Genomic DNA, 14,733 nt, shown 5'->3' with positions numbered 1-14,733 from the left:
ACCCCCGCTCGGCCGGCGCCCGAGGCCATCTCGGGGCGCGCCACGCTCGGGGTCGGCCGAATCTCTTCAGCTCGGCCGGCGCCCGAGGCCATCTCGGAGCGCGCCACGCTCGGGGTCGGCCGAATCCCTCCAGCCCGGCCGGCGCTTGAGGCCAACGCACGGCGACCGGACGCACGAGTTCGGCCGGATCCAACCAGCCCGGCCGGCGCTCGAGGCCACTGCGGCCCACAACATGCGTACAACGGCCCGGCGGTACCGGTGCCGCGATATCCCTCGATCGCCGCCGCGTACAACAAGGTCGGAGTCGGCGACGACGCCAACCCGAGCACCGGCGGCTTCGGGCTGTCCGGACGCAGCTACCATCCGGAAGCGGGATGCCGCCCCCGGCGACGGTCCGGCTGCGCGATCGGTGGCCGTCGATCCGACCGCCGTGGTTGCGATGGTGGATGAAGTACCGCTCACAGCAAGCGAGTTGCGCCGGGCTGCGGTGCGGCTGCGGGCCGAGGTGCTCGCCGAGTCGCCGATCACCGGGACGCGCGTCGACTACTGGCGGACGCCGATCGCGGGCCGGACGCCGCACGAGGTGCCGACCGAACGGGCGTTGCGCGCGGCGAGCACGGATTCGGTACTGCGGCACTGGGCGCAGCAGGCCGGCGTGTCGGCCGACCCGACCGAGGCGGGCTTCCGGGCCCGCTTCGACGCCGAGAACGCGCGCCGGGCGGCGGCCCGGTCGGCCGGGCAACCGGTGCCGGGCGTGCCGGGCTACGACGAGGACGGGTTCGCGCGCAACGAGACGGCCGAACTCTCCCGTGCACTACGCGAGTCGCCGTCGGTCGGGCAGGCGGAACCGGCCGAGTCGCGGCTGCGCGATCGTGGTGCCGAACCGGCCCGTGCCGCCGGTCCGTCGGCCCGGGTGCCGCCGTTCGAGCAGGCCCGCGACCGGATCCGGCTCGACCTCCTGGCGACCGCGTTCGACGGGGAGTCGGCGCGACGGGTCGCCGCCACGCACACGATCGCCCTTCCGGGGCGGACGCGGTGATCGCCCAAGCCGAATAGCCCGGAGCGGAGGCGGTGCAGGCACCGCCGTCGCCTCCGCCGCTCGCGCAGCGCAGCGCCGTGCGGGGTGCGCTATGCCGAGTCTCGGGCGTCCTCGACCGACCCGGCGACGGGTTTCGCGTCGGTGAAGGTCACCTCCTCGGCGTGCGCGACGATCTCGACCTCGTCGCCCAGCGCCCATTCGGCCACCCGGGAGACCATCGGCGCCGGTACCGCCTCGCTGATGCCGGGCGCGGCCGGGATGTCGTACGTCGCGTGCGCGTCGTGCGGCAGCACCACCCGATAACCACGCTCCAGCGCCGCCCGCGCGGTCGCGCCCACACACATCTCGGACATCACCCCGCAGACGGCCACCCCCGTCACGCCGGCCCGGGTCAGCAGGTCGCCCAGCGGCGTACCGTCGAAGCCGTCGTCCTCGGTCTTGCGGATCACCACCTCATTCGGACCGGCCTCCACCGGCAACCGCAACTCCCAGCCGGGCGTGCCGATTTCGTCGTCCGCGCCGACCGGCCCGTCGTTCTGGAGGTGCACCACGAGCGCCCCGCCCGCCCGGGCCCGGCCGATCAACGCGGCGACCCGTTCCACCACGCGTTCGGCCGCCGGTACCGCACCGGCGCCGGTGACGAAGGCCACCTGTACGTCGACGACGAGCAGGGCGGAAACGGGTTCGATCTTTGTTGTCATGGCATCCCATCCTGCCTGCCGAGCCCTCCCGCGTGCTCAGCGCCCGGTCGTCCCGTCGACCAGTTCGCGGATGATGTCCGCGTGACCCGCGTGCCGACCGGTCTCCTCGATCAGGTGGGTGAGTGCCCAGCGCACGCTCGGCGACCGGCCCGAACGACCCGGCCGGGGCAGTGGCGCGCCGAGATCGGTGCAGGCGTCGAGAACCTCGTTCGCGCGCTCCACGGTTGCCCGGTAGCGGGCGACGACGTCGGCGACACCGTCCTGCGGGGCCGGCCGGAACGTCGCCTGCCAGTCGGTGACCCGTGCCCCGAGGAACGTCACGCTCTCCACCGCGACCAGATGGTCGAGCAGGCCGAGCAGGCTCGTGCCCGAGGGCACCGCCGCCGTGCGGACCGCCGGCTCGGGGGCTCCGTCGATCTTCGTGACGATCGAGGTACGCAGGTAGTCGAGGAATCCGCGCAGGACGTCGGCTTCGTTGTTCGCCGTGCGCGGCGGCGGGGTGTCCTTGCGGCGGGCGGCGGTGGGTACGGGATTCTCCATGCCGCCACTGTCGGCCGACGGGTCACCGAGTGGCGAGGATCCTTGCCGTTTCGGCAAGCTGGTCCCATGGATCAGGCAATGGAGAACGTGCTCGACGCGGTCGGCCCGAGGTTGCGTGCCGTGCGGCGGGCGCGCGGCATCACCCTCGCCGAACTGTCCGCGACCACCGGAGTGTCCGAAAGCACCCTGTCCCGCCTGGAGAGCGGTCGGCGACGGGCGACCCTGGAGTTGTTGCTGCATCTGTCCCACGCCTACGACGTCCCGCTGGACGATCTCGTGGGGGCGCCGCGCGCCGGCGATTCCCGGGTCCACCTGAAGCCGATCCGGCGGTTCGGGATGACGTTCGTACCCCTGTCCCGGCGGCCGGGTGGAACACAAGCCTTCAAGATGATCATTCCCGCGGTGCCGAAGCCCCTCGAACCGACACCGCAGACCCACGAGGGCTTCGAGTGGCTGTACGTTCTCAACGGCACTCTGCGACTGGTGGTCGGAGAGCGTGACACGACGGTGCAGGCCGACGAAGTCGCCGAATTCGACACCTCGTTGCCGCATTGGCTGGGCAGCGCGGACGGCGGCGCGGTGGAGTTGCTCATCCTGTTCGACCTGCAGGGTGTGCGGGCTCACGTACCGGCCGAGGGCCCTACGTCGCCGGGTCGGCCGTCTTCTTCGTCAGGTGGTCCGCGTCGACGAGAGCGGTGATCAGCCGGTCCAGCACGGCCAGGTCCGCCGGGGGCAGGTCGCGGAGGAAATCCGGGGGGTCGTCCAGGATGCCGCGGGCGATCTGCGCGATGCGTTCGCCCTGCGGGGTCACCGCCACCATGCGCTGTCTGCGGTCGGTGGGGTGCACGGTGCGTTCGATCAGGCCGCGGCGTTCGAGGTCGTCGACGACCAACGTCGTGTACGGCTTGTCGGTGGCCAGCCGGGTGGCCAGTTCGCGCATGGACATCGGGCCGGCGGCGATCCGGCGCAGCGCCTTGACCCGGACGAAGCTCAGCCCGGTCGCCTCGGTGACCGCGCGGCGGCGGTCGTGGCGTTCCAGGACCAGGGTGTGCATGCCCTTCCAGACCCGTCCCGCGGCATCCGAGGGGGCGTCGCTCGCCGCGTCGTGTGCGGGGGAACCGGTCATGGCCTCACGTCCGTCGTCTCGGGCGCCCCGACGGGCACCGCCGCGGGCATCAGTTCCGCCCCTGTGCGCTCGGCCGTGCGCAGGGCTCGGCGACCCGTGGTGAGCATACCGAGGAGCGCGACGGCGCCGGCGCAGCCCAGCACGATCCACCATCCGGTGTGCGTCGCGGCGGCGAGACCGGCGCCGCCGGGCGCGGAGGCGACGGAGGTCACCGTGGTGCCGACCACCGCGACCCCGAAGGACTGGCCGACCTGGCGACTCGTCGACGCGATCGCCGCGGCCACGCCCGCCTGGGCACGTGGCATGCCGGACACGGCGGTGTTCGTGATCGGCGCGTTGACCAGCCCGAAGCCGACGCCGAACACGCAGTACGCGGCGACCAACCGCACTGTGGAGGTGTGCTCGGTAAGCCCGACGAGCAACGCCGCGCTCGCCGCCATGGCGAGGCCGGCCACCACCAGCGGTACACGTGGACCCACCCGGGCCACCAACCGACCGGAGATCGGCGCGAACACGATGGTCAGGAGCGCCATCGGCAGCGTGAGCAGGCCCGCCTCGGTCGGCGAGTAGCCGCGCGCGTCCTGGAGATAGAGCGTGTTCAGGAAGAGGAATCCGGACATCGACGCGAACGTGCACACCGCGATCACGGTCGCGCCCGTGAACGGCACGCTGCGGAAGAAGCGCAGATCGAGCAAGGGTTCCGCGCGCCGCGGCGACCAGTACAACAGCCCCGCCAGGCTCCCCGCGGCGACGATGAACAGCGTGACGATCAGCGGCGAGGACCACCCGGCCGCGCGGCCCTCGATGATCGTGTAGGTCAGCGACAACAGGAACACGAAGACGAGTACCTGGGAGACCGGATCCGCCCGCCTGGGCCGCGCGGCCTTGGACTCGGGCACGTACAACGCGGTGAGCACGATGGCGACCAGTGCGACCGGCAGATTGATCCAGAACACCGACCGCCAACCGGCCGCGTCGACCAACGCGCCGCCCACGATCGGCCCGAGCGCCATCGCGACGCCGATCACCGCGCTCCACGCGCCGATCGCCCGGGCGCGTTCGCGGGGTTCGGTGAAGGTGTTGGTGATGATCGACATCGCGACCGGGTTGAGCATCGATCCGCCGACGGCCTGGACCACCCGGAACGCGATCAACCACTCCAGCCCCGGCGCCAGGCCGCACAACAGCGAGCCTGCGGCGAACAACACGAGTCCGGTCTGGAAGACCCGACGCCGACCGATGCGATCGGCCGTGGACCCGGCCGCCATGAGCAGTGCGGCCAGCACCAACGTGTAGGCGTCGATGGTCCATTGGAGCTGCGACACCGAGGCGTCCAGATCGCTGCGGATGGCGGGCAGGGCCACGTTCAGGATGGTGTTGTCGAGTCCGACGATGAACAGGCTCAGGCAACAGGTCGACAGGACGACGAGCTTTTCGCGTCGGCTGGTCTCGGTGAGCGCCACGTACCACCTCAATCGTTACTGTTGTACAATCATTATGTTTGTACAACCAAACGCGAGTGGACGTCAACCGATGTCGTGCGGCCCGTGCCGCCCGATGCCTGCGGTCGTCGGGGCGATCCGTCGTCCCGGGCGTTGACAGGGGGCTCGCAACGGAGGTGAATGGGGGTGGAACCTTCGTGCCTGCGAACGGTGTTCCGCTGGTTCCGGTTGCCCTCGTGCGCGCCGGGCCGTCCGCGCACGGGGCGCTCCCCGGGTTCCGACGTCCGGGGATCCGCACGCCTTCGCAGCGTCAGGAAGGGCTCCGATGTACTCGTGCCCGAGCTTCACCGTCACCACCGTCCTGGCCGCCTCGTCAGCCGTGATCACCGTGTCCGGGGAAATCGACGTGGACGCGGTACCCGAACTCGAATTCGCCCTGGACCGCTGCCTCGACCAACGGTCCGGCGTGATCCGCCTGGACCTGGGTGCGGTGCGATTCTGCGACTGCGCCGGCCTGAGCGCGCTGTTGCGGGCCCGGCTGCGGGCGTACGGCCTGGGCTCGACGCTGCTCCTGCACGACGTCCCGCCGGCGGTGGCCCGCCTGCTGACCCTGACCGAGACCGACGAACTCTTCGAACGACGGGTCGCGGCAGCCTGACCCGCCTCGCAGCCCGCCCGAACGCGGACCGTGGGCATGGGACTGCGAGGCCGGCGTGGGTCGGGTGGTGCCGTCGGTGTCGGTGTTGTGACCGCGAGCAGGACCTCGCCGAGCCGCGCCGGGTCGAGTCGAGTCGAGTCGAGCCCGAGGCGGCCACCGGGTCCGCGTCCGAGAGGTGAGCGAACCCGCCGCCCGCGACGCTTTCGCAAACGGCATCCCCCGGCCTCTCCCGACTCGCGACATGCACCACCTCGCCTACCGCGACCGGCTCGCGACCAGGGCGTGGGCGGATCTCGGCGCGGCGGGCGAGGCTCGGCGGTGCGTGGTTCGGCTCAGGTGGTCGGGGTCCGGCGGGTGGTCCAGATGTGGCGTTCGGGGGACAGGGGGTCGGGGCTGACTCGGGGGGTGGTGTCCCAGGTCATCGTGTTGCGGTTGTCCCGGGTGTAGCGGGGCCACCGGGGGCCCGGGTCGAGGTCGCGGACGAAGGCGACCCAGGCGCCGTGCATCGCGTCGGCCAGGGCTTGGGGTGCGTCGGGGCCGGTTGCGTTCTCCGCGCCCTCGGCGGCCAGCAGGTCGAAGGCGAAGGGCAGGTCGAGGCAGTGGAAGGCGTGGCCGCCGAACATCGGTGCGGAGGAGAGCCATTCGAAGGCGTACAACCAGGTCGGCCGGTCCTGGCTCGCGCGGGCCTCGGCGATGGCGACGGCGGTGGCGCGGAACAGGGTGTCGGTGAGCGCCTGGCCGATCACCTGGGCGGGGGTCGCGCCCTCGTGCAGGGCGAGGTAGGCCGTGATGCCCTCGGGGGGCAGGCCGAGCGAGTCGAGCATGGCGACGGCGGCCTCGACCGGGGCGTCCGACATGCCGAATTCGGCGGCGGCGTTGAACTCGTGATGGGTGGCGCCGAGCATCATCGGCGCGGGTGTGGCCGAGCCGTCCCGGAACGCGACGTGCACGTCCTCGGGGATCAACTCGCCGTCGGTGAACGGCGCCAGCAGCAGGCCGGGCAGTGCGGCGGAGCCCTCCTCGGGCGCGGTGAGCAGGTCCTGGAGGTCCTGTAGGTCGTCGTGCGAGAGGTCGCGCAGCGCGGCGGCCGTCGCGGGCAGGCCGGTGCGGGCGGTGAAGAGTTCGGCGACGGCGAGGCCGGCCGCGCGGCTCTGCGGTTCCATCACCGCGCCGGAGACCGAAATGCCGGCCCGGAAGAGTTCGTACGCGGACGGCGTGGCCATCAGCGTCTGCACCGCGCCGCCGCCCGCCGACTGGCCGGCGATGGTGACCTTGGCCGGATCGCCGCCGAAGGCCGCGATGTTGTCCCGGACCCAGCGCAGCGCGGCGATCCAGTCCAGCACGCCCCGGTTGTCGGGGGCGCCCTCCAGGTGCAGGAAGCCCTCGATGCCCAGGCGGTAGCCGAGCGAGACCAGGACCACGCCGTCCCGGTTGAACGCGGCCCCGTCGTACCACGGGCTGGCGGCGGAGCCGGCCACGAAGCCGCCGCCGTGGATCCAGACCAGCACCGGCAGCGCGGCGTCCGCGCTCGGATTCGGGGTGAACACGTTTACCCCGAGTACGTCGTCGCCGGGGATGGACGGCTCCGGGATGATCGTCGGCCCGTCGCCGAACGCGCGGCGCTGTGCGGTGGGGCCGTACGCGGTGGCGGCCAGCGGCTCTATCCACGCCTCGGGCGCCTCGGGCGCGGCGAAGCGCAGGTCGCCGACGGGGGGCTTGGCATAGGGAATGCCGAGGAAGCGGGCGGACGCACCCTGCCAGAAGCCCTGTACGGGGCCCAGGGTGGTGGTGACGAGCGGCTGCTGGGACACGGGGTAATCCTTTGTGCGAACCGGAAACGGAGCCGACTGGACCGGGGAGGTTCCAGGGGGTGGGTATCGACCTCGTCCGATAAATATTACAAGAGTTGAAAAAATTATGCCGCCGCCCTCGCACCCCTGGGGGAGAATCGAGCCGTGAACACCCCCACCGACACCGCCGCGGTACGCCGCCACAACCTGGCCCTCGTGCTGCGCGAGATCGCCGCGCACGGCCCGTGCGCGCGCACCGAGGTCGCGGCGGCGACCGGTCTGGTGCCCGCGTCGGTCACCGCGTTGGCCGCCGACCTGATCGGGCGCGGCCTGGTGGCCGAGGTCGGCTCGGCCTCCTCCGGCGGGCGGGGTCGGCCGCGGCGGTTGTTGCGCCTGGTGCCGGGGCGGGTGCTGGCGATCGCGCTCCAGGTGACGCTGGAGCGGGTCGAGGTGATGGCCGCGGATCTGGCCGGCACGGTGGCGCATCGCGCGTCCGTGCCGCATCACGCGCCGTTCGGCGACCCCGAGCCGTTGGCCGCGGTGCTGGCGGGCGAGATCGCGCGGGCCGAGGCCGTGCTGCGGGCGCGGCGCGATGCGCATCTGGCCCGGGTGGTGATCGCGATGGCGGGGCCGGTGACCGGGCCCGGGCATACCGTCGTCGCCGCGATCGACTTCGGCTGGTCGCGGACCGACCTGCGCGCGCTGGTACGGGCACATCTGCCCGATCTCGCCTGCCCGCTGGACGTGGTCAACGACGCGAACGTCGCGGCCCTGGCCGAATACCACGCCCGTGCCGAGCCGAACGGCGAACTCCCCGACGCGGTCGCGTACATCAAGGCCGACACCGGCGTCGGCGGCGGCCTGGTGGTCGACGGCCGGATCCACACCGGTACGCATGGCATGGCCGGCGAAGTCGGCCACATCCCGCTCGCGTTCGACGGCCCCCGGTGCCCGTGCGGCGCGCGCGGATGCCTGGCCATGTACGTCGGGCCCGAGCCGCTGACCGCCGCCGCCGGCCTCGTCGACGTCGTCGCACGGGCCGGCGTCGACGCCGCCCTGACCGAACTCGACCGCCGACTGCGCGCCGGCGAGCCGCGGGCGACCGAGGCGCTCGCGGTCGCGGGCCGCTCGGTGGGCGCCGCCGTACTGGCCATCTCGGGGCTGGTGGACCCGGGCGAGGTGATTCTCGGCGGCTACCTGGCGACCTGGGCCGAGTGGCTCAGGCCCGGCATCGAAGCCACCCTCGCGGGCCGCCGCGCGCTCGCCCCCCACCTCGAACCGACCATCGTGCAGGGCCTCCTGGGCCCGGACGCCACCCTGCACGGAGCCCTGCGCAGCAGCCGCGAGGCCACCCTCGCCGACGCCGCCGGCGTCCCGTCACCCGACCACCCGTCCCCACCGCCCGGCGACCTCCCCGCTCCGGACGGGTGAACTCGGATCGAGTCGGGATACGACCTCGAACGGAACGTGTCCCCACCCCGCCGAGGCGACGAGCCCGGATCGCTCCCGATCCGCGCTTCGCCGGCCCTCGGCGCAACATCGCCGCCATCAGATCCGTGCCCAGCGCCGCGGTCGCCGAGGCGTCCAGGTCGTAGAGCACGTACCGGCCGCGCCGCCGCGTCTTCAACAGCCCGGCCCGGCGCAGTACGACCAGGTGCCGGGAGACCTCGGGCGCGGTCGGTTCCCAGGCCGAGGCCAGTTCGCCGGTGGTGTGCGGGCCACGCGCGAGGGTGCGCACCAGGCGCAGCCGGACCGGATGCGACAGCGCCTCCAGACGCCGGCGCACCAGGTCCATCGGGACCGGCTCCGGGACGTCCCGGTCGGTGCTCTACACGGCCGGCGAGATCATCTACACCGGCAGCGCCACCGCCCTCGTCGTGGCGACCACGCCCGCCCACCGCCTGGGCCGGGCCCTGGCCCGATTCCAGCTCGGCCACGGCATCGGCGTGGCGGCGTCCCCGGCGGTGCTGATGGGGCTCCTGGCCTGGGGCCCGGGCGTGTTGTGGGCCTCGTTGACCGCAGCGACCGTGACGGCGGCGGTCGCCATCCACCGGTGGGGTCCCGACGAGCGAGCCCCTGACGAGCGAACTCCCGACGACCGAGTCCCCGACGACCGTGCCCCGGTGGCTACGTCCTCGACCGGGGGCGGGAACTCCGCTGCCCCCGTGAGCGGTTGACCCGGTGGCAGGCAGCCGGCGTCGGTCGCCGCCCGGGAACGAGAGGGCAACGCATGGATGCATCGGCGATCGTCGACCGGCTCACCACCCCACAGACCCGGGTCGATCCCTACCCGCTGTACGAACAGGCCCACGCGCTCGGCCCCGTGGTGCGGGTGGACGACACGTTCGTGCTGGTCACCGGCCATGCGGCGGCCGATCGGGTGCTGCGCGAGCGAGGCTTCGGCGTGCTGGACCGCCAGGCGAGCGCGGCGATGTTCGGCGGCGAGTCGGAAGCCCCGTCGCAGGAACTGTTCGGCCGCTCGATCCTGCAGAGCAATCCACCGGTGCACACCCGGCTGCGCGGGCCGATCGCGGCCGTGTTCACCCCACGTCGAATCGCCGCGCTGGAACCGGCCATCGCGCGGGCGGTGGACCGACTCCTGGCCGAGATGGCCGAGTCGGGCCGGGCGGGCGCCCCCGTCGACTTCATGGATCGGTTCGCCTTCCCGCTGCCGGTCGGGGTGATCTGCGAACTGCTCGGCGTCCCGGAGGAGGACCGGTATCGTTTTCGGGATCCGGCCCACGACCTGATGGGTGTCCTGGAGTTCATGTCGGTGGCGACCGATACCGGCCCGGCGGATCGGGCCGCGCTGGAACTCGGCGGCTACTTCGCGGACTTGGTCGCCGAACGCCGGGCCCGGCCGCAGGACGACCTGATCGGCGCGCTGGTACGACTGCGCGACGAGGACCCGGAGCAGGCGATCGGCGACGCCGAACTCGTGGCCAACCTGGTGCTGCTGCTCGTGGCCGGTTTCGAGACCACGACGAACCTGCTCGGCAACGGCCTCGCGCTGCTGGGTGAACATCCCGACGTGCGCCGCGCGCTGGTCGACCGGACGTTGCCGGTGGCCGATTTCGTCGAGGAGGTGCTGCGCTACGACTCGCCGGTCCAGTTGACGTCGCGGGTCGCGCTTCGGGACGATCTCTCGATCGACGGCGTGCCGGTGCCGCGCTTCGCTGAGGTACTGGTGCTGATCGGGGCCGCCAATCGGGACCCCGCGCGATATCGCGATCCGCAGCGGTTCGACCCGTGGCGGGCCGAGGGCGGCTCGTTGAGCTTCGGGGCCGGGCTGCACTTCTGTGTCGGCGCGATGCTGGCCCGACTGGAGGCGACGGTGGCGTTCCCGCGTCTGCTCGACCGTTTCCCGGCGCTGACCCTGGCCCCGGGCGCGACCCGACGCGACCGACTGGTGTTGCGGGGCTACGGGGAACTCCCGGTCACCGTGGATGCGGTGGGGGCTGCGGGCACCATGGGCGCTACGGGTGCCGGGGGAGCCGTGGGTGATCGGGTCGGTCCCGACGAATCGGGCGGTTCATGAGCCGGTGTCCCCACCGGTGCGCTCGTAGATCCGCTTGTCGGAGAGCGGCGGCAACTGTGGGTCCGGGGTCGGGAGAACCTCGGCCATGAGCCGTTCGAAGTCGTCGTGGTCGAGCCATTCGGGCTCGACTTCGGGCTGCGGATGCTCGTCCATGCCACGATGCTGCCACGCGACGGCCCGGTTGGCTGCCATCGTTTCCGAATCAGTCCGTAATCAACCGGTTACCCGGCTGATTCGAACCCCTCCGAATCGGTGCCGGCAACGCCTCGCATACCGGCCGACATCCACCCCAACGGGTTGTCGGCGCGGCGGTGTCGAGCCCGGCGGGCAGCCGCGCGTGGCCGTGGGCCGGGCGGTGGATCCGGCCGTGGGGCGGAATGCGAATGTGTGTTCATTGCATGATGCATAGACTTCCCGGGTGTCGTTCCGGAGTCGGTGCAGGAGCAGGAGCAGGCGCAAGGCGGGGTGCGGGAGGCTGCGTTCGCGGTGCGCGGCGCGTTGGCGGCCGCGCGGGTCGGCCTGGTCGATCGCGAAGTGGGCGCCGAGGTGGTGACGCTGTGCGCGGTCGCGGGGGAACACCTGCTCGTGGTCGGGGCACCGGGCACGGCCAAGTCGTTGGCGGTGCGCCTGATCGCCGAACAGCTCGGTGGACGCTACTTCGAGTGCCTGCTGGGCCGATTCACCGAACCGAACGAGATCTTCGGACCGGTCGACCTGCGTCGGCTGCGCGAGGGGGTCGTCGAGATCGAGACGGCCGGGATGTTGCCGGAGGCGGAGATCGCCTTCCTGGACGAGGTCTTCCTCGGCTCGACCGCGATCCGGAACACCCTGCTCGGCCTGCTCAACGAGCGGGTGTTCCGGCGGGGCGCCACCGTGCCGGCGGCGCCCTTGAGGGTGTGCGTCGGCGCGGCCAACCATGTTCCGCAGGACCCCTCGCTCGCCGCCTTCGCGGACCGGTTCCTGGCCCGGGTGTTCGTCGACCCGGTCGCGGACGCGCGCTTGGAGGAGCTGCTGGAGGAGGGTGACACCCCCACGGCCTCCGGGCCGGTCCAGGGGTCGCCGGACGCGTTGGCCGGTGTCGATCGCCTCGCCGAGGCCGCGCGCGTCTGCGAACTGGGGTCGGTGCGGCTCGTGTTGGCCACGGCGGTGCGCCGGCTGCGGGCGGCCGGGGTGCCGATCACCGATCGCCGCGGGGCGCGCTCGCAGCGCCTGGTCGCCGCCGCAGCCGTCCTGGACGGGCGGGCGGGCGGTCGCGGAGCCGGGCGACCTGTGGACGTTGCCACTGATCGCGCCGACGGCGGACGCGCAGGCTGCGGCAGCCTGTGCCACGCGGCCGAGGAGTACTCGCACGGCAGCGCGGCCCGGGCGCGGCGACTCGCGGCGACCGGACGGGATCTGCTCGCCCGCTTCGGGCCGGAGCCCAGGGACGGCGACCGGCGGCCGCGGTTGGAGGCGGTGCTGCGCGAGATCGACGCCGGCTTCGCCACACCCGACCTGGACGTCGAACTGGCCGCGATCCGCGCCCGGTTGATCGCGGCCGTGCAGTCGTGACGGGCGGCGTCGGGCCGGTGGACGGGTCGATCGTGGCCGGCCCGGCCGCGCCCGTTTGGCATCCACGTGAGCCGCCGCTGCCGGTGGCTGCCGTGTTGGCTCGGGGAGCGGCCGTGGCCGGCCTGGCGGCGCGGGCGGATCGCGAACCGGCCACCCTGGCCGCCCGTGCCCTGGTGCGGGCCGCCGGTCGACCCGTCGGGTCCGTCGCGGTCCCGGCCGGAAGCGGCCGTCGGCGCTTCGACGCGCTTCGGGCCCGCGCCGACCCACTCGTCGCGGCCGATCTGCGACCGCCCGTCGAACCCCGGCCCACTCGGCGGCGCACCGAGCCGCTCGCGGTGAACGCCGGCCACTTCCCGGGTCGACTGCCGGTCCACAACGCCGCCGCGCTCCCGGACGGCACCGTCCTGGTCGCCTGCGGCGCCGCCGGCACCCGGCTGCTCGGCCGCGACGGTCGCGGGCGGGCACGCTGGGACGTGCCGGCGGATCGCATCGTCCTGGCGGACCACGCCTCGGCCGCCCTGCTGATCGCGGATCAGGGGGCGTCCTGCGACATCCACCGGCTGGATCCGGTCACCCGCCGGCTGCGGCACTGGGCCACGCTGTCCGCACGGGAGTTCGCCGACTCCTTCGACGGTGCCCACCTGGTGACCCTGGACCGGGGCGTCATCACCGTGTTCGACACGCTCACCCCGCGACCGCGGGTCGTCCGGCGCGAGGAGGCCACACCGGCCTCGTTCCTGGGCGTGAACCGCTCCGCGACCTCGATCGCGGCGCTCGCGCAGACCGCCGAAGGCGTCGGACAGCTGACGGATGTGGCCAAGTGGCGCCGGGACATGCCGGGTTGGACCCTGCGCGAGCGCTCCGGACAACCTGCCGGAGTGCCGCGCCGGCTGGTCACCGCCGGCGGCCGGATCGTGCCGACCACGTTCGAGGCGTTGCTCGTCTCCGGCGATGCCCACCTGGTCCTGGCGGGCGACGAGACGGCGACCCTGTACCTGGGCCGGGACCCCGGGCCCGGTGCGAACATCGCCTTCCCCGGCGCGGATTCGGACACGATCGGCTTCCGGGAGCACGCGGGTCGGGTCACCGTCTGGGACCGCTCGGGCCGGATCGTGGTGTTGGAAGGTCCGATGGTGCACGCCGTCTTCCGAACCTGATCGGTCGTCGAGCCGCTTTGTGACCAACCCGGAAGACGGTCCCTCAGTTTCCCCAGATGTTTCCCAATCCCCCCTTGGCGACGGAACTCGGCGGTGCTTCAATGTGTCTCGTTCCTAGTTAGGAAACTTTCCTAACAATGGATGGACACGGAGCCCCCCGAACGTGGCCGTAGAGCCGGAACGGAGACGCACGTGAAATCTCACCTCGGACGATCCCGCAAGCGCTTGACCCTGCTTGTGGCCACCGGACTGCTGATCGCCGCACCCGGGCCGCTGGCCCATGCGGCGACGAGCGCCACGCAGTCGAGTTCGACCAGCGCCACGCAGCAGGCCGCCGCCCGGATCGGGCTGGACGACCCGCACAAGAAGGACATCGCCATGCAACTGGTGTCCAGTGCGGAGAACTCCTCCCTGGACTGGAAGGCGCAGTACAAGTACATCGAGGACATCGACGACGGGCGCGGATACACGGCCGGCATCATCGGCTTCTGTTCCGGCACCGGCGACATGCTCGACCTGGTCGAGCTGTACACCGCACGCAAACCGGGCAACGTGCTGGCCAAGTACCTGCCCGCGCTGCGCAAGGTCAACGGCACCGACTCGCACGCGGGTCTGGGCAGTTCGTTCGAAAAGGCGTGGGCGACCGCCGCCGCCGACGCGGACTTCCGCACGGCCCAGAACGACGAGCGGGACCGGGTGTACTTCAACCCGGCGGTCAACCGCGGCAAGTCCGACGGCCTGGGCGCACTGGGCCAGTTCATCTACTACGACGCGATCGTCATGCACGGCGACGGTGGCGACCGGGACAGCTTCAGCTCGATCCGGGCGAACGCGCTCAAGAAGGCCAAGTCGCCGGCCCAGGGCGGCAACGAGACCACCTACCTCAACGCCTTCCTCGACGCCCGCAAGGTCGCGATGAAGCACGAGGACGCGCACAGCGACACCAGCCGGGTCGACACCGAGCAGCGGGTCTTCCTCAAGGCCGGCAACCTCGACCTCAACCCCCCGCTGAACTGGAAGGTCTACGGCGACAGCTACTCGATCAAGAGCTGATCGACACCGCCCGACCTGCTCCACCCTCCGCCCCACCCCCTTCCCTTCCCCCGAGCCCCCGACAAGAAGGGCCGGGGTCGGGGCGGCGACGCGCCCGTTCGCCCCCCCGTGGTGCCCCGCCCCCACGCGCCCCCCCCC

Annotated in this window: 15 protein-coding genes and 1 pseudogene; 9 read left to right on the top strand and 7 right to left on the bottom strand. The window is 72.4% G+C overall.

What is annotated here, in order from left to right:
- Window positions 1-439: 439 nt before the first annotated feature.
- The gene (locus ACFXMF_RS12260; protein WP_360317100.1) at window positions 440-1,039 is read left to right on the top strand and encodes a hypothetical protein; all 600 of its coding nucleotides are present in this window, start codon (window positions 440-442) and stop codon (window positions 1,037-1,039) included.
- Window positions 1,040-1,128: 89 nt separating this feature from the next.
- Here ACFXMF_RS12260 and ACFXMF_RS12255 read toward each other — a convergent pair whose 3' ends face one another.
- Both ACFXMF_RS12255 and ACFXMF_RS12250 read right to left on the bottom strand, forming a co-directional pair.
- Window positions 1,129-1,740, bottom strand: a complete 612-nt coding sequence (locus tag ACFXMF_RS12255; protein ID WP_379990334.1) for an isochorismatase family protein — start codon at window positions 1,738-1,740, stop codon at window positions 1,129-1,131.
- 36 nt (window positions 1,741-1,776) lie between these two features.
- Window positions 1,777-2,280: a DinB family protein gene (locus ACFXMF_RS12250; protein WP_360317104.1), complete on the bottom strand. Its 504-nt coding sequence runs from the start codon at window positions 2,278-2,280 to the stop codon at window positions 1,777-1,779.
- A gap of 66 nt (window positions 2,281-2,346) precedes the next feature.
- Here ACFXMF_RS12250 and ACFXMF_RS12245 point away from each other — a divergent pair, with 66 nt between their 5' ends.
- Complete coding sequence (locus ACFXMF_RS12245; RefSeq protein ID WP_379990333.1) at window positions 2,347-2,979, top strand: helix-turn-helix domain-containing protein; 633 nt, start codon at window positions 2,347-2,349, stop codon at window positions 2,977-2,979.
- On the opposite strand, the gene ACFXMF_RS12240 is transcribed toward ACFXMF_RS12245, so the two are convergent.
- Window positions 2,921-3,406, bottom strand: a complete 486-nt coding sequence (locus ACFXMF_RS12240; protein ID WP_360317109.1) for a MarR family transcriptional regulator — start codon at window positions 3,404-3,406, stop codon at window positions 2,921-2,923. The two genes, ACFXMF_RS12245 and ACFXMF_RS12240, sit on opposite strands and share 59 nt — an antisense overlap.
- Window positions 3,403-4,869, bottom strand: coding sequence for an MFS transporter (locus ACFXMF_RS12235; protein WP_360317111.1), 1,467 nt, complete (start codon window positions 4,867-4,869; stop codon window positions 3,403-3,405). Before ACFXMF_RS12235 ends, ACFXMF_RS12240 begins: the two co-directional genes overlap by 4 nt.
- A 304-nt stretch (window positions 4,870-5,173) precedes the next feature.
- Between ACFXMF_RS12235 and ACFXMF_RS12230 the strand changes: the two genes are divergently transcribed.
- The gene (locus ACFXMF_RS12230) at window positions 5,174-5,506 is read left to right on the top strand and encodes an STAS domain-containing protein (protein ID WP_360317114.1); all 333 of its coding nucleotides are present in this window, start codon (window positions 5,174-5,176) and stop codon (window positions 5,504-5,506) included.
- A 332-nt stretch (window positions 5,507-5,838) separates the two neighbouring features.
- On the opposite strand, the gene ACFXMF_RS12225 is transcribed toward ACFXMF_RS12230, so the two are convergent.
- Entirely contained in the window at window positions 5,839-7,317 is a 1,479-nt protein-coding gene (locus tag ACFXMF_RS12225; RefSeq protein ID WP_379990332.1) for a carboxylesterase/lipase family protein, read from the bottom strand.
- A 144-nt stretch (window positions 7,318-7,461) separates the two neighbouring features.
- On the opposite strand from ACFXMF_RS12225, the gene ACFXMF_RS12220 reads away from it, so the two are divergent.
- Window positions 7,462-8,727 carry an ROK family protein gene (locus ACFXMF_RS12220; RefSeq protein ID WP_380017954.1) on the top strand — a complete coding sequence of 422 codons (1,266 nt, stop codon included), beginning with the start codon at window positions 7,462-7,464 and terminating at the stop codon, window positions 8,725-8,727.
- A gap of 100 nt (window positions 8,728-8,827) precedes the next feature.
- On the opposite strand, the pseudogene ACFXMF_RS12215 reads toward ACFXMF_RS12220, so the two are convergent.
- Window positions 8,828-9,106, bottom strand: a pseudogene (locus tag ACFXMF_RS12215) (ArsR/SmtB family transcription factor); the annotation flags it as partial.
- Between the two features lie 13 nt (window positions 9,107-9,119).
- On the opposite strand from ACFXMF_RS12215, the gene ACFXMF_RS12210 reads away from it, so the two are divergent.
- Window positions 9,120-9,473: a hypothetical protein gene (locus ACFXMF_RS12210; protein WP_379990330.1), complete on the top strand. Its 354-nt coding sequence runs from the start codon at window positions 9,120-9,122 to the stop codon at window positions 9,471-9,473.
- Window positions 9,474-9,526: 53 nt separating this feature from the next.
- The gene (locus ACFXMF_RS12205) at window positions 9,527-10,834 is read left to right on the top strand and encodes a cytochrome P450 (RefSeq protein ID WP_379990329.1); all 1,308 of its coding nucleotides are present in this window, start codon (window positions 9,527-9,529) and stop codon (window positions 10,832-10,834) included.
- Here ACFXMF_RS12205 and ACFXMF_RS12200 read toward each other — a convergent pair.
- Complete coding sequence (locus tag ACFXMF_RS12200) at window positions 10,829-10,987, bottom strand: hypothetical protein (RefSeq protein ID WP_360317126.1); 159 nt, start codon at window positions 10,985-10,987, stop codon at window positions 10,829-10,831. The two genes, ACFXMF_RS12205 and ACFXMF_RS12200, sit on opposite strands and share 6 nt — an antisense overlap.
- A 282-nt stretch (window positions 10,988-11,269) precedes the next feature.
- On the opposite strand from ACFXMF_RS12200, the gene ACFXMF_RS12195 reads away from it, so the two are divergent.
- The 3 genes from ACFXMF_RS12195 (at window position 11,270) to ACFXMF_RS12185 (ending at window position 14,595) form a co-directional block, all read left to right on the top strand.
- Complete coding sequence (locus ACFXMF_RS12195; protein WP_379990328.1) at window positions 11,270-12,385, top strand: AAA family ATPase; 1,116 nt, start codon at window positions 11,270-11,272, stop codon at window positions 12,383-12,385.
- Window positions 12,382-13,542, top strand: coding sequence for a hypothetical protein (locus ACFXMF_RS12190; RefSeq protein WP_380017953.1), 1,161 nt, complete (start codon window positions 12,382-12,384; stop codon window positions 13,540-13,542). Before ACFXMF_RS12195 ends, ACFXMF_RS12190 begins: the two co-directional genes overlap by 4 nt.
- Window positions 13,543-13,779: 237 nt before the next feature.
- On the top strand, window positions 13,780-14,595 hold the full coding sequence (locus tag ACFXMF_RS12185; RefSeq protein ID WP_379992857.1) for a chitosanase: 816 nt from the start codon (window positions 13,780-13,782) through the stop codon (window positions 14,593-14,595).
- Window positions 14,596-14,733: the final 138 nt, after the last annotated feature.

This window comes from Embleya sp. NPDC059213 (genome assembly GCF_042754445.1).
Taxonomy (GTDB): Bacteria; Actinomycetota; Actinomycetes; order Streptomycetales; family Streptomycetaceae; genus Embleya.
This window is presented reverse-complemented; position numbering and strand designations above follow the sequence as displayed.

Bases quoted from the DNA above. Each gene is read 5' to 3' on its own strand.
- ACFXMF_RS12260 (WP_360317100.1), top strand. From the start codon at position 440: ATGGTGGATGAAGTACCGCTCACAGCAAGCGAGTTGCGCCGGGCTGCG.
- ACFXMF_RS12255 (WP_379990334.1), bottom strand. From the start codon at position 1,740: ATGACAACAAAGATCGAACCCGTTTCCGCCCTGCTCGTCGTCGACGTA.
- ACFXMF_RS12250 (WP_360317104.1), bottom strand. From the start codon at position 2,280: ATGGAGAATCCCGTACCCACCGCCGCCCGCCGCAAGGACACCCCGCCG.
- ACFXMF_RS12245 (WP_379990333.1), top strand. From the start codon at position 2,347: ATGGATCAGGCAATGGAGAACGTGCTCGACGCGGTCGGCCCGAGGTTG.
- ACFXMF_RS12240 (WP_360317109.1), bottom strand. From the start codon at position 3,406: ATGACCGGTTCCCCCGCACACGACGCGGCGAGCGACGCCCCCTCGGAT.
- ACFXMF_RS12230 (WP_360317114.1), top strand. From the start codon at position 5,174: ATGTACTCGTGCCCGAGCTTCACCGTCACCACCGTCCTGGCCGCCTCG.
- ACFXMF_RS12205 (WP_379990329.1), top strand. From the start codon at position 9,527: ATGGATGCATCGGCGATCGTCGACCGGCTCACCACCCCACAGACCCGG.
- ACFXMF_RS12200 (WP_360317126.1), bottom strand. From the start codon at position 10,987: ATGGACGAGCATCCGCAGCCCGAAGTCGAGCCCGAATGGCTCGACCAC.